This is a genomic window from Serratia liquefaciens, from assembly GCF_027594825.1.
In the GTDB taxonomy this organism is placed as follows: Bacteria; Pseudomonadota; Gammaproteobacteria; order Enterobacterales; family Enterobacteriaceae; genus Serratia; species Serratia liquefaciens_A.
On the sequence record NZ_CP088930.1, the window covers coordinates 3011675 to 3025210 of the forward strand.

A 13536-nucleotide genomic window follows, 5' to 3' on the forward strand; every position below is an offset into this window, starting at 1 on the left:
TTTTGCCGCCAATTGTTCACCTTAGCAACGATAAGGTGTTGTTTCAGCACATTCTGATATTCGCCGCCGGGGTTGCCACCTGCACCTTCGCTCTATAACCTCATTTTAACAAACCAAGATGACAACATTGCGGGCGCGCTTTTGAGCAATAAAATTGGCTGGATAGATAACTTGCGCGCAGTGGCGTGCATGATGGTGGTGGTGATCCACGCCACCACCTACTACGTCACCAGCGGGGTGGCGGTGGGCGAACATAACTGGGACATTGCCAACGTGCTGAACTCTCTGTCGCGCGTTTCGGTACCCTTGTTTTTCATGATTTCCGGCTACCTGTTTTTCGGCGAGAAAAGCGCCGGCAAAAAGCATTTCATCCGCATTGGCTGCTGTATCGCGTTTTACAGCGCGGTGGCGCTGATTTATATCGCGGCGTTTACCAAAATCGGTTTCTGGCCGTCGCTGCGCGGCATATTGTTAAAGCCGGTGTTCTATCATCTGTGGTTCTTCTATGCGATTGCGGTGATTTATCTGCTGTCGCCGCTGATCAACGTCAAACCGGTATCACGCCGCTACCTTGCCGGCGTGCTGGTGATCCTGGCGGTGATTGCCAATCCCAATACCGGCCCGCTGACTCTGGGTAACGCTCACCTGCTGCCGGTCAATCTGTATATCTATGGGGATACCTTTTACTACCTGCTGTACGCGTTGGCCGGCCGGGCGATTGGCATGATGGAAACTCAGGGGCGAGGCGTCAGTTGGCTGGCGGCACTGGGGTTTGTGGCCAGCGTGGCGCTGATCATTCAGGGCACCAAAAGCCAGATGTTCATCAACGGCAACTTTGCCGATACCTACTACATCTACTGTGGGCCGCTGGTGTTTATCGCTGCGGTAGCCCTGGTGGTGTGGTTCAAAAATTGTCTGTCCGAGCCGATAGGTTGGTTGGCGACTTTTTCCCGACATTCGCTGGCGATCTACGGTTTTCACGCCATTATCGTCAATTTTATGCGCAGCCGTCACCTGACGCTGACCGCCTATCCGCTACTGGATATCTTTTGGGTATTTGGCGTGGCGCTGGCGCTCAGCCTGCTGTTGTCGATGGGGCTGCAGAAAATAGACCCTCGGCGACTGGTGTCATAACGCGGTTGAGCCGCGCTGCTGGGCACGTCGCAGTTGACGACCGGAGGAAAACCCCGCCGCCAGCGCTGCTTTTTCCAGCCCATAGCCCTGTTGCAGCCGCTGCTGCGCCACCGCCAGCCGCAGCTGTTCATGGTATTCACGCACGCTGATGCCGACATGGCTACGGAACAGCCTGGCCAAATGGCGGCTGCTGACATGGGCCTTTTCCGCCACCTGCGGCACCGACCACTCGGCCTCGGGTTCGGCGGCCATCACGTCTTGCGCACGGTGCACCGCCGGGTGCAGATGGTTGCGGTAACGCAGCCAGGGGGAGAGCTGCGGGTCATCGCCGGAACGGCGAAAATACACCACCATTTCGCGGGCAATCTCCATTGCGCGTATTGCACCGCATTGACGGTTAATCAAATGCAGCGCCAGATCTATACCGGCGGTAATGCCGGCGCTGGTATACAGGTTGCGGTCTTCAACAAAGATACGGTTCTCTTTCACCTGCGCGGCCGGGGCCTGCTGACGCATGCGTTCGATCACCTCATGGTGGGTGGTGCACTGGTAGCCGTTGAGCAGACCGGCCTGTGCCGCCAGCAGGGCGCCGGAGCAGATACAGACCAGCGTGATGCGCTGCTGCTGCAAATCGGGTTGCAGCGTCGCCAGCCAGTGGCGGGCCTGTGCGGCCGCCTGATGGTCGAAATCGCTGCGCGAATCGCGTGAACCCGGCACCACCAAAATAGCGCCGTCTTCCAGCCGGGCAGGCAGCGGCTGCAGCTGGCTCAACGTCATGCCAATCGAACAGGTGATCTGTGGCAGCGGGCTGATGTAGTGCAGGCTGAATACCCCGGCCAAACGCAGGGTCTCGGCCGGGCCGCTGACGTCCAGCGACAGCGCGTTGGGCAGCATCAAAAAGTAGACGGCCTGCGGCATGATTACTCCTGTGAGAGTTGCGCCAGCACGGCATCCACGCTGGCGAGCTGGGCGAAGCGGTCGACCAGCACCGTCTCAGTATGCCGCTTGAGCTGTTCGGTGGTAAAGACTTCTCCATTGGGATGCTGCATCGGGAAAGTCATCGTGGCCTCGGTGACGAAAGTCACTCGATAGCCGAGATCGGACGCCACCCGGGTGGTGGTTTCGCAGCACTGTTCGGTGCGGATGCCGGAGATAATCAAGTGATCGATATCCCGTTGGCGCAGCCAGGCGTCCAGACCGGATTCGGTCAGTGCATTGTGCACCTGTTTATGAACGGTGACGTCTGCCTGATGGGTGAGGAACGGCAGCGGTTTTACCCAGCCGGATGCCAGGGAAAACGGCCCCTCCGGTGAGACGTGGAAAACATCAACCAGGGCTACGCCCTGCCGACGACAGCCTTGGATCAGCCGTGTCAGTGCCTGCTGGAAAGCGGGCAGATCTTCTTCCTGCCAGAATGGGCGATGCTGGAATGATTGTTGAACATCGATGATCAATAACGCGCTCTGTGACATTTTCGGCCCTCCGCCAATGGGTATGACGCCATACTGCGCCGTTACCTTATCTGGCAGAAGGCCAAAAACGGCCATCATGGTGGCATCAACGGACCAGCATCAGGCTTTGCCGACCTGGCCGGCGACCAGCCGTCCCTGATGGAAGGTGGCCGTGCGCGCCGGCAGGCGTGCCACCGCTTCGGCAGAGCAACTGGCGTTGACCAGCACAAACTCGGCGTTGTCTCCGGCCTGCGGCCAAACCCGTTGGCCTGCGGCCAAACCCGTTGGCCTTTGTCGTTCAGCGGCAGCACGCCACCGGTCGAGATTGCCATGGCACGGGAGAGGTGGAATTCGTCGGAGCCGCGGTAAAGTTGGGCGTAAAGATTGGCCTTTTCCAGAATGTCGCCGCTGCCGAACGGTGACCAATGGTCGATCACGCTGTCGGTTCCGGTCATCACAAATACCCCTTTCTCACTGAGCTGCGGCAGCGGCATCATCAGCCCGCCAATCGGCACCGTAGAGGCGATGGTGATTTGCTGCGCCGCCAGCCGGCTAGCGGTTTCCTCCAGTTCATTCGGGTTCAGCACGGTCAGGGCAAACGCATGGCTGATGGTGACTTTACCGCGCAGCGCCGGGTTCTTTTCTACGGTGGCGATCATGTAGTTGATTGCCGCAACCCCGGCGGGGCTGGTCTCATGCAGGTGGATATCGACGCCTTTGCCGGTGTCGAGCGCAATCTGGAACATCGCGTCCAGCGACTTCTCCATGGCACCGTCGACGTTGGTCGGATCCAGTCCGCCGACGTATTGCACCCCCATCTGCATGGCTTCGCGCATCAAGCCGTCGACTTTGGAATGCAGCAGGCCATGTTGCGGGAAGGCGACGATTTCACAGCTGAAATCCGCCCGGTGGTTTTCCAGCGCGCGTTGCAGGTGTTCCAGGCTTTTCAACCCGCTGACCGGATCGATATTGCAGTGGCTGCGCGCCACGGTGCTGCCCTTGGATTGCAGCAAGGCGATCAGGTTTTCCGCACGCTGCTGCGAGGTGGGCAACAGCTTGGGGATCAAGGTCTGTTCGAGCGCGATCATGTCCATGATGGTTTTGCCCTGGCGTGGGCGCGGTGCCTGCCATGGGCCGCTGTAGAAGGTTTTATCCAGATGGATATGCATATCGCGAAATGCCGGCAGCAGCAGTTGGCCCTGTGCCTGATAGCGCGCTACGCCGGCGGGGGGCGTTGCCTCTTTCGGGTGAAGGGCAGCAATTTTGCCGTCTTTGATTTCAAGTTGATACAGCGCGGTGCGGGTGCCGATCACCGTCTCGCCATCGTATTCGAAACTTTCTTCAAGTCGGACGTCGCTGAGCCAGTAATGGCTGTCGGTCAGGGTCATGGGTGTGCTCTCTGGTATACATGCGCTGCTCGTTGGCGCGGCGGCTTGCGCCACGCCCCCCGTCAGGCCAATGACTGCACAGGCGGTGGTGAGCTTGCCGGTTTGGCTGAGGAAAGCTCTGCGGCTTTGTTGTTGGTTTTTTTCCACGTTCAATTCCTTAATCCAGAGGTGAGGTGCGTCAAAAGACAGCCACCAATTTAGGAGAGGAGCACGCGGGTTGGCAGCGACATTTGCCACTGGCGACTATTCGATTTCGCAATGATAAGGGGGCGTTGTTTCGCCCCCGGGTTTTACATCAGCGGCAACAGGCGCGTATAGAGTTCACGGAAGGTGCTGCGCTGTGCGGCGTACGCCTGGTGGTGCTCGGCATCGGGAGTGTGTATCTGCTCCAGCGGCAGCTCAGGCATCAGTTCGCCCAGTGGGCGCTGCGGGTTCAGGGCAATCTGAGCCAACCGAGCCGCCCCCAGCGCCGGGCCAACGTCGCCGCCGGTACGGTATTCCAGCCGCTGGCCGCTGATATCCGCCAACATTTGCCGCCAGAAGGGACTGCGCGCGCCGCCGCCAATCAGGGTGATACTGGACGGCTGCAGACCGCTGGCGTGCAGCACGTCCATGCCGTCCGCCAGGGCGAAACCAACGCCTTCCAGCACGGCGCGCGCCAGGTCGGTTGGCCCATGTTGGTGAGTCAGGCCCCAGAAGGCGCCTTTGGCGTTAGGGTTGTTGTGCGGCGTACGTTCGCCGGACAGATAGGGCAGGAACCACAGCGGCGCTGCCGGCGGCGGCGCCTGTTCGACGTTGCGCAGCAGGGTAGCGACGTCATTGACGTTGGTCAGTTTGCACACCCAGTCCAGACAGGAGGCGGCGCTGAGCGTGACCGACATCAGGTGCCAGGTGTCGGGCAACGCATGACAGAAGCTGTGTACCGCGCTGGCCGGGTTGCTGAGAAAGCCGTCGCTGACGGCAAAATAAACGCCGGAGGTACCGAGTGACAACATCGCCTGTCCCGCCTGATACAGACCCACGCCGATCGCCCCGGCGGCATTATCACCGCCGCCGGCCACCACCGGCACTGGCGACATGCCCCAACGTTTGGCCAGTTCAATAGGGGTCTGGCCGGTGATCTGATTGCCCTCGAACAGCCGTGGCATCTGGCGGTGCGTCAGGCCGCAAGCCGCCAGCATCTCCTCGCTCCAGTCGCGCTGCGCCACGTTCAGCCAGCCGGTTCCTGCGGCGTCCGACATGTCGCTGGCGAAGTCGCCGGTGAGGCACCAGCGCAGGTAATCCTTGGGCAGCAGCACCTTGTCTATGTGGTTGAACAGCTCGGGTTCATGCTGCTGTACCCACAGCAGTTTGGGGGCGGTGAAGCCCGGCATCATCAGGTTGCCGGTGATCTTGCGCGATTGCGGCACCGCCTGTTCCAGCGCCAGACACTGCGCAGCGCTTCTGCCGTCGTTCCACAAGATGGCCGGCCGCAGCACCTGTTGACGTGCATCCAACAGCGTGGCGCCGTGCATCTGACCGCTGAGCCCAATGGCTTTTACCTGCTGCAGGCTGTGTTGCTTGCCCAGCGCCAGCATCGCGCGGTCGGTGGCGTGCCACCAGTCCTGCGGGGCCTGTTCTGACCATAGGGGATGAGGACGGGAAATGGGCAGCGATTCACCGTGGCTGGCGAGCAATTGGCCCTGCTCGCTGAGCAAAATGACTTTTACGCCGGAAGTGCCGAGATCGATGCCGATATACATGGTCGAAGATCCTTAAAGGCGCGGCGAAGCGCCGCGCGGGAGTCAGTTAGCCGAACAGATAGCGGTTCATCAGGTTCTCGAGCTGTTCCTGACGGCCGCTGACGTGCTGCGGCGCCAGTGCATGGCCTTCAGCGTACTGCGCCAAGGCTTCGAGCGACAGTTTGCCCTGCAAAATTTGCTGGCCCAATTCACCATTCCAGCCGGCATAGCGTTTCGCTACCTGCTGATGCAGCTGGCCGTCGGTCACCATTTTTGCCGCGACCTTCAACGCCAGCGCCATGGTATCCATGGCGCCAATATGACCATAGAACAGATCGTATTTGTCGGTGCTTTGGCGGCGGACTTTGGCATCGAAGTTCAACCCGCCGGTGGTGAACCCCCCGGCTTTGAGAATTTCGAACATCACCAGCGCGTTCTCTTCTACGCTGATCGGGAATTGGTCGGTATCCCAGCCCAGCTGCGGGTCGCCCCGGTTGGCGTCGACAGAGCCGAAAATGCCCAGCGCAATGGCGGTGGCGATTTCATGGTGGAACGAATGGCCTGCCAGCGTGGCGTGGTTGGCTTCGATATTCACCTTGATCTCTTTTTCCAGGCTGAACTGCTTCAGGAAACCATAGACGGTGGCGACATCGTAGTCGTACTGGTGTTTGGTCGGTTCCTGCGGTTTAGGCTCAATCAGCAGGGTGCCCTGGAAACCGGTTTTGTGCTTATGCTCCACCACCATCTGCATAAAGCGGCCAATTTGCTCGCGTTCCTGGCGCAGATCGGTATTGAGCAAGGTCTCGTAGCCTTCACGCCCACCCCACAGCACGTAGTTTTCGCCGCCCAGACGTTGGGTGGCGTTCATGGCGGTAAACACCTGGGTGGCCGCCCAGCTGAAGATCTCCGGATCCGGATTGGTGGCGGCACCGGCACCGTAACGCGGATGGGTAAAGCAGTTGGCGGTGCCCCACAGCAGTTTCACGCCGCTGCTGTGCTGCTTTTCTTCCAGCACGTCGGTCATCACCGCAAAGTTGTGCAGATACTCTTTCAGCGAGGCACCTTCCGGTGAGACGTCTACGTCATGGAAGCAGTAGTAAGGTACGTTCAGCTTGTGGAAGAACTCGAACGCCACGTCGGCTTTGCGTTTGGCCAGCGCCAGCGCGTCGCCCGGCTGCTGCCAGGGACGATCGAAGGCGCCGACGCCGAACATGTCTGCGCCATTCCAGCAGAAGGTATGCCAGTAACAGGCGGCGAAACGCAGGTGTTCCGCCATGCGCTTGCCGAGCACCAGTTCATCCGGATTGTAATGATGGAAGGCCAGCGGATTATGACTGTTCGGCCCTTCATAGCGCACTTGCTCAAGCTGATCAAAATAAGGTTGCATTATCGACTCCTGGGTAGCAATGCCCGAGTTACGGGATGGCTTTATCTTCGGAGTTTGCTACCGGCGGCTCAATTACGTTATTTCACACTTAAATTCACAGAATTATTAAATGTGCGGTAGATCGCATAATAGGGTTATAACCGCTTTTTATTTAAGGCTTATTTCATTTTTATTTGTCGATGTGCTGTTTTACAGCGTGAAAGCATGACCGCCATCATAAAAATAACATTAAACCAAAAATCGTAACTGGCCGGTAAAAATCAGTAATTGCCGAAGCATAAATAAGCGACAACAATCTGCTCGAAGCTGCGTAATCGGCCTATTTAAATTGCCTTCCTTATGCTTTAAATAACAAAGGTATATAAGATGAAATTTAAACCTGTGTTCCTTTCGGTCTGCGCGCTGCTGGCGCTGGCCAGCCAACCGGCGTTCAGCAAAGAAGTCAAAATCGGTATGGCGATCGACGACCTGCGCCTGGAGCGCTGGCAAAAAGACCGCGACATCTTCGTCAGCAAAGCCAAGTCGCTGGGGGCAGACGTGTTTGTCCAATCCGCCAACGGCAATGAAGAAACCCAAATGGCGCAGATCGAAAACATGATCAACCGCGGCGTCGACGTGCTGGTGATTATTCCTTATAACGGCCAGGTGCTGAGCAACGTCATCAGCGAAGCCAAACGGGAAGGCATTAAGGTCCTGGCTTACGATCGCATGATCAACAACGCCGACATCGATTTCTACATCTCCTTCGATAATGAAAAGGTTGGCGAGTTGCAGGCGCAAAGCCTGGTGCAGCGGGTGCCGCAGGGCAATTATTTCCTGATGGGCGGTTCGCCGGTGGATAACAACGCCAAGCTGTTCCGCCAGGGACAGATGAAGGTGCTGCAACCGCTGATCGACGGCGGGAAAATCAAGGTGGTGGGCGATCAGTGGGTTGATGGATGGCTGCCGGAAAACGCATTGAAAATCATGGAAAATGCGCTGACCGCCAACAATAACAAGATTGACGCGGTAGTGGCTTCTAACGATGCCACCGCCGGCGGCGCAATTCAGGCGCTTGCCGCACAGGGCCTGGCGGGCAAAGTGGCCATTTCCGGGCAGGACGCCGACCTGGCGGCGGTGAAGCGCATCGTCGCCGGCACCCAGACCATGACGGTCTATAAGCCAATCAGCAAACTGGCCGATGAGGCTGCGGGCATTGCCGTGCAGCTGGGCAAGGGCGAACAGCCGAAAACCAACGCCAGCTTAAATAACGGCAGCAAAGAAGTGCCCTCCTGGTTATTAACGCCGATCCCGGTGGATAAAGCGAATATTGACAGCACCATTATTGCCGACGGTTTCCACAAAAAAGCCGACATTCAATAATTCCGAAAGCCGGTAATGTGGAGGGAATAATGCCCAACCTATTAGAAATGAAAAATATTACCATGCAGTTCGGTGCGGTTAAGGCGGTGGATAATGTCAGCCTGAAACTGGAAGCTGGCCAGGTATTATCGCTGTGTGGTGAGAACGGTTCGGGAAAATCCACCCTGATGAAAGTGCTGTGCGGAATATATCCGCACGGCAGTTATCAGGGAGATATTTATTTCTCTGACGATTTATTGGCGGCGAAAAATATCCGCGACACCGAGCAGAAAGGCATTGCCATCATTCACCAGGAGCTGGCGCTGGTAAAGCAGATGACGGTGCTGGAAAACATGTTTCTCGGCAATGAATGGCGCCGCTACGGGGTGATGGATTATGACGCCATGTACCTGCGTTGCCGACGCATGCTGGCGCAGGTCAAACTGGAGGTTGATCCCAATACGCCGATTGGCGAACTCGGGTTGGGGCAGCAGCAGCTGGTGGAGATCGCCAAGGCGCTGAACAAACAGGTTCGGCTGCTGGTATTGGATGAACCTACGGCTTCGCTGACGGAAAGTGAAACCGCTACGCTGCTGGCGATCATCGGGGATCTGCGCGATCACGGTATTGCCTGTATTTATATTTCGCACAAGTTGAACGAGGTGAAGGCGATCTCGGATCTGATCTGCGTGATCCGCGATGGCAAGCATATCGGCACCGGTTCGGCGGCGGCGATGAGTGAGGACGACATTATCGCCATGATGGTGGGGCGAGAGCTGACCGAGCTGTATCCGCAACAACAGCATGAGATAGGCGAGGTGATCCTGCAGGTGGATAACCTGACCGCCTGGCATCCGGTAAACCGTCAGGTTCGCCGGGTGGACGATGTCTCCTTCAGCCTGCGGCGCGGCGAGATACTCGGCGTTGCCGGGCTGGTCGGCTCAGGGCGCACCGAAACCATGCAGTGCCTGTTCGGCGTCTACCCCGGTCGTTGGCAGGGCAGCATTACCCTCCATGGCCAGCCGGCCACCATCAACAACTGCCGTCAGGCGATGCGCTACGGCATTGCCATGGTGCCGGAAGACCGCAAGCGTGATGGCATCGTCCCCGTGATGGGCGTCGGGGCCAATATGACGCTGGCGGCGCTGAGTGATTTCAGCGGCATGTTGACGGTGATCGACGACGCACGCGAACAGGCAACCATCCGCCAGTCGCTGGCGCAGCTGAGGGTGAAAACCTCCTCGCCAGAACTGGCTATCGCCCGCTTGAGCGGGGGCAATCAACAAAAAGCGATTCTGGCCAAGTGTCTGCTGCTGAAGCCGAAAATCCTGATCCTGGATGAGCCGACGCGCGGCATCGACATCGGTGCAAAACAAGAAATCTATAAATTAATCAATCAACTGGTACAGCAGGGGATCGCGGTGATCGTGGTTTCTTCCGAGTTGCCGGAAGTGTTGGGATTAAGCGATCGGGTGTTGGTGATGCATCAGGGGCGCATCAAGGCTTCGTTGATCAACCGCGGTTTGACCCAGGAACAGGTGATGGAAGCCGCATTGAGGAGTGAAACAGATGTCGAAAAACACGCAGTCTGAAGCGATGGTAGCGGCAAAGGTGGAGAAAAAAACGGCGGTGAAGCTGAAATCCATCAATTTGCAGGTGTTTGTCATGTTGGCGGCGATAGTCGTCATTATGCTGTTCTTTACCTTTACCACCGAAGGGGCCTATCTCAGCGCGCGTAATATCTCCAACCTGCTGCGTCAGACGGCGATCACCGGCATTTTGGCGGTCGGGATGGTGTTTGTGATCGTTTCGGCGGAAATCGATCTGTCGGTCGGTTCGATGATGGGGCTGCTGGGCGGGGCGGCGGCGATTTTTGACGTCTGGTTCGGTTGGCCGCTGCCGCTGACCATCGTGGTGACGCTGGTGGCCGGTCTGCTGTTGGGGGCCTGGAACGGCTGGTGGGTTGCCTACCGCAAAGTCCCTTCGTTTATCGTCACTCTGGCGGGGATGTTGGCCTTTCGCGGCATCCTGATCGGTATTACCAATGGCACCACGGTGGCACCGACCAGCGGCGCCATGTCGCAAATCGGTCAGAGTTATTTGCCGGGCGGGCTGGGTTTCGGTATCGGCGCGGTGGGGCTGATGCTGTTTGTGGCCTGGCAATGGCGGCGGCGCAGCCGACGCGTACAGCTGGGCCTGCCGGTAGCCACGCCGACCGGTGACGTAACCCGACAAAGCATTTTGGCGCTGCTGGTACTCGGCGCAATCTATTTGCTTAACGACTATCGCGGGGTGCCTACGCCGGTGCTGATCCTCACCGCGCTGATGCTGGCGGGGATATTTATGGCCACCCGCACCGCCTTTGGCCGTCGGATCTACGCCATCGGCGGCAATATTGACGCTGCGCGCCTGTCGGGCGTCAACGTCGAGCGCACCAAACTGGCGGTGTTCGCTATCAACGGTCTGATGGTGGCGATTGCCGGTCTGATCCTCAGTTCGCGACTGGGTGCCGGTTCGCCTTCGGCAGGCAATATTGCCGAGCTGGACGCCATCGCTGCCTGCGTGATTGGCGGCACCAGCCTGGCCGGAGGCATAGGCAGCGTTGCCGGGGCGGTGATGGGGGCGTTTATTATGGCCTCGCTGGATAACGGCATGAGCATGTTGGACGTACCGACTTTCTGGCAGTACATCGTCAAGGGTGCCATTTTGCTGCTGGCGGTGTGGATGGATTCCGCCACCAAGCGCCGGGCATAAGAATCGCGCCCGCGGTCACAGTTATGAGGTGATGCTTGCTGCTCTCGCAGAGAATACCCTGTAGCTTTCAAGTTGCGGCCAGGCGCCTCACTCGCCATCTCCAGACAGGGTAGGAGTGCTGCATGCTGCGCCCGCCTTAATCGGGGCGAATTTATTCGCCCCCTATCGTCACTGGGGGTTACCGCATGTTCGAAAAGCGCTTTCGCATTACGTTGCTGTTCAACGCCAATAAAGTGTACGACCGCCAGGTAGTCGAGGGCGTTGGTGAGTATTTGCAGGCTTCACAGTGCGATTGGGACATCTTTATCGAAGAGGATTTTCGCTGCCGTATCGACAACATCAAGGACTGGCTGGGCGATGGGGTGATTGCCGATTTCGACGACCGTGAAATCGAACATTTGCTGCATAACGTCAGGGTGCCGATCGTCGGCGTGGGCGGCTCTTATCATCGCGATGAGGATTACCCGCCGGTGCATTATATCGCCACGGATAATCAGGCGTTGGTAGAGGCGGCGTTCAGCCACCTGAAGGAAAAGGGCATTAATCGCTTTGCCTTCTACGGGTTGCCGAGTGAAGGTGGCAAACGTTGGGCGCAAGAGCGCGAACAGGCTTTCCGTCAGCGGGTGGCGCTGGAGCAGTATCAGGGCGTGGTCTATCAGGGCATGGCCATTGCGCCGGAGAATTGGCAATACGCCCAGAACCGGCTGGCGGACTGGGTACAGACGCTGCCGCAGCAGACCGGCATCATCGCCGTGACCGATGCGCGGGCACGCCATCTGCTGCAGGTTTGCGAACATCTGGACATTGCGGTGCCCGAAAAGCTGTGCGTGATCGGCATCGACAATGAAGAGCTGACGCGCTACCTGTCGCGGGTGGCGCTGTCTTCCGTGGCGCAGGGCACCCGCCAGATGGGCTACCGTGCCGCCAAGCTGCTGCATCAGTTGCTCGACCGTCGTGAGCTGCCGCTGCAACGTATTCTGGTGCCGCCGGTAAAGGTGATCGAGCGCCGCTCCACCGACTTCCGTTCGCTGCGTGACCCGGCGGTGATCCAGGCCATGCATTATATTCGCCATCACGCCTGTAAGGGCATCAAGGTCGAACAGGTGCTCGATGCGGTAGGGCTGTCGCGTTCCAATCTTGAAAAGCGCTTCAGAGATGAAACCGGCGAAACCATCCACCATGTGATCCATCAGGAGAAGCTGGATCGGGCCTGTAACCTGCTGAAGGCCACTTCGTTGACCATCAACGAGATTTCGCAGATGTGCGGCTATCCCTCACTGCAGTATTTTTACTCGGTATTCAAGAAGGGCTACGACATGACGCCGAAAGATTATCGCGAGCGTTACGGTGAGGTCGGGTATTAGGAGGTGTAGCCATAATGGCTACATACGTAGCGAATAAGGCTACACCCTTTCATACCAACCCGCAGAATGCCTTCAGCCGTTCGGCCAGTGCCGGGGTGGCGGCAGGGGCGCCGTCGCGGTAATACAACGCCAGTTCGATGCTGTCGATCGGCGGTAACCCTTCGGCGACGCCGAGCACCCGGTGGCGGGGCAAGCGGCAACTGGCCGGCAACAGCGTGACGCCCAACCCGGCGGCGGATGCCGCGGTGAGAGCAGCCAGACTGGCACTGCTGTAGCCGATACGCCAACGCTTGCCGAGGTTATCCAGCGCCTGGCACAGGTCATCGCGGTACAGGCCATTGAGCGGGAACACCGCCAGCGGAACCGGGGATTGTTCGATGGCCGGAAAAGCCAGGCTATCCAGCCACAGCAGCGGCTCCGGCCTGGCGGCGCGTGGGGGTTGGCTACGACGCTGTTTCACCAGGATCAGATCCAGCTCTTCACGGGCATAGGCGCTGTGCAGATCGGCGCTCAGGCCGCTGGTGACGTCCAGCCGCAGGTGCGGATGCGCCCGGCTGAATTCCGCCAGCAGTTCCGTGGTCGGCGCCGCGAAATCCTCCGGCATTCCCAGCCGCAGTACGCCGTCGCGCCAGATACCGGTCAGGGCGTCGTGCGCCTCTTCATTCAGCGCGATGATCCGCCGCGCATAGCTCAACAGTTTGACGCCTTCCTCGGTCAGCAACACCTGATGAGAGGAGCGCTCAAACAGCGGTTTACCGAGCATCTCTTCCAACCGGCGCACCTGCTGGCTGACGGTGGACTGCGATAAAAATACCCGGTCCGCGGCGCGGGTGAAGCTACCGCTGTCGCACACGGCGACAAAGCTGAGCAATAACTGCGGATTGAACATCGGGTAGCGATTCATTTTCCCACTGCTGGCTATTTTATTATTTAATTTCCCAATACTAGCGGCGTTGCCTAGAGTAATGCAACGCTGCGGCGTACAGGTTGTGACGC

The 13536-nt window shown here is 58.5% G+C and carries 10 protein-coding genes and 1 pseudogene; 5 read left to right on the forward strand and 6 right to left on the reverse strand.

Annotated elements, in window-relative coordinates:
* The first annotated feature begins 141 nt into the window (after positions 1-141).
* The gene (locus LQ945_RS13680) at positions 142-1134 is read left to right on the forward strand and encodes an acyltransferase (protein WP_270100975.1); all 993 of its coding nucleotides are present in this window, start codon (positions 142-144) and stop codon (positions 1132-1134) included.
* Here the strand turns inward: LQ945_RS13680 and LQ945_RS13685 are convergent.
* The 5 genes and pseudogenes from LQ945_RS13685 to xylA form a co-directional block, all read right to left on the reverse strand.
* Positions 1129-2052 (reverse strand): GlxA family transcriptional regulator, encoded by a 924-nt coding sequence (locus LQ945_RS13685; RefSeq protein WP_270100976.1) that lies wholly within the window; start codon positions 2050-2052, stop codon positions 1129-1131. The genes LQ945_RS13680 and LQ945_RS13685 overlap by 6 nt on opposite strands.
* 2 nt (positions 2053-2054) lie before the next feature.
* Complete coding sequence (locus LQ945_RS13690) at positions 2055-2606, reverse strand: cysteine hydrolase family protein (protein WP_270100977.1); 552 nt, start codon at positions 2604-2606, stop codon at positions 2055-2057.
* 99 nt (positions 2607-2705) lie between these two features.
* Positions 2706-4120, reverse strand: a pseudogene (locus LQ945_RS13695) (amidohydrolase family protein).
* Positions 4121-4263: 143 nt separating this feature from the next.
* Positions 4264-5715: a xylulokinase gene (xylB, locus tag LQ945_RS13700; protein ID WP_270100978.1), complete on the reverse strand. Its 1452-nt coding sequence runs from the start codon at positions 5713-5715 to the stop codon at positions 4264-4266.
* A 46-nt stretch (positions 5716-5761) separates the two neighbouring features.
* A complete protein-coding gene (gene xylA / locus LQ945_RS13705; protein ID WP_270100980.1) occupies positions 5762-7081 on the reverse strand; it encodes a xylose isomerase in 1320 nt (439 codons plus the stop codon).
* 366 nt (positions 7082-7447) lie between these two features.
* On the opposite strand from xylA, the gene xylF reads away from it, so the two are divergent.
* The 4 genes from xylF to xylR all read left to right on the forward strand — a co-directional run bounded on the left by xylF (position 7448) and on the right by xylR (position 12540).
* A complete protein-coding gene (gene xylF / locus LQ945_RS13710) occupies positions 7448-8443 on the forward strand; it encodes a D-xylose ABC transporter substrate-binding protein (RefSeq protein WP_020824692.1) in 996 nt (331 codons plus the stop codon).
* Between the two features lie 29 nt (positions 8444-8472).
* A complete protein-coding gene (locus LQ945_RS13715) occupies positions 8473-10014 on the forward strand; it encodes a xylose ABC transporter ATP-binding protein (protein WP_270100981.1) in 1542 nt (513 codons plus the stop codon).
* Positions 9992-11176, forward strand: a complete 1185-nt coding sequence (gene xylH / locus LQ945_RS13720) for a xylose ABC transporter permease XylH (protein ID WP_044554348.1) — start codon at positions 9992-9994, stop codon at positions 11174-11176. The genes LQ945_RS13715 and xylH overlap by 23 nt, the downstream gene beginning before the upstream one ends.
* Before the next feature lie 185 nt (positions 11177-11361).
* On the forward strand, positions 11362-12540 hold the full coding sequence (xylR, locus tag LQ945_RS13725; protein WP_044554349.1) for a D-xylose utilization transcriptional activator XylR: 1179 nt from the start codon (positions 11362-11364) through the stop codon (positions 12538-12540).
* 49 nt (positions 12541-12589) lie between these two features.
* Here xylR and LQ945_RS13730 read toward each other — a convergent pair whose 3' ends face one another.
* Entirely contained in the window at positions 12590-13444 is an 855-nt protein-coding gene (locus LQ945_RS13730; RefSeq protein WP_044554352.1) for a LysR family transcriptional regulator, read from the reverse strand.
* Positions 13445-13536 lie beyond the last annotated feature (92 nt).

Coding starts and splice junctions, on each gene's coding strand:
- LQ945_RS13730 (WP_044554352.1), bottom strand. CDS start 13,444: ATGAATCGCTACCCGATGTTCAATCCGCAGTTATTGCTCAGCTTTGTC.
- xylB (WP_270100978.1), bottom strand. CDS start 5,715: ATGTATATCGGCATCGATCTCGGCACTTCCGGCGTAAAAGTCATTTTG.
- xylR (WP_044554349.1), top strand. CDS start 11,362: ATGTTCGAAAAGCGCTTTCGCATTACGTTGCTGTTCAACGCCAATAAA.
- LQ945_RS13690 (WP_270100977.1), bottom strand. CDS start 2,606: ATGTCACAGAGCGCGTTATTGATCATCGATGTTCAACAATCATTCCAG.
- xylA (WP_270100980.1), bottom strand. CDS start 7,081: ATGCAACCTTATTTTGATCAGCTTGAGCAAGTGCGCTATGAAGGGCCG.
- LQ945_RS13715 (WP_270100981.1), top strand. CDS start 8,473: ATGCCCAACCTATTAGAAATGAAAAATATTACCATGCAGTTCGGTGCG.
- xylF (WP_020824692.1), top strand. CDS start 7,448: ATGAAATTTAAACCTGTGTTCCTTTCGGTCTGCGCGCTGCTGGCGCTG.
- LQ945_RS13685 (WP_270100976.1), bottom strand. CDS start 2,052: ATGCCGCAGGCCGTCTACTTTTTGATGCTGCCCAACGCGCTGTCGCTG.
- xylH (WP_044554348.1), top strand. CDS start 9,992: ATGTCGAAAAACACGCAGTCTGAAGCGATGGTAGCGGCAAAGGTGGAG.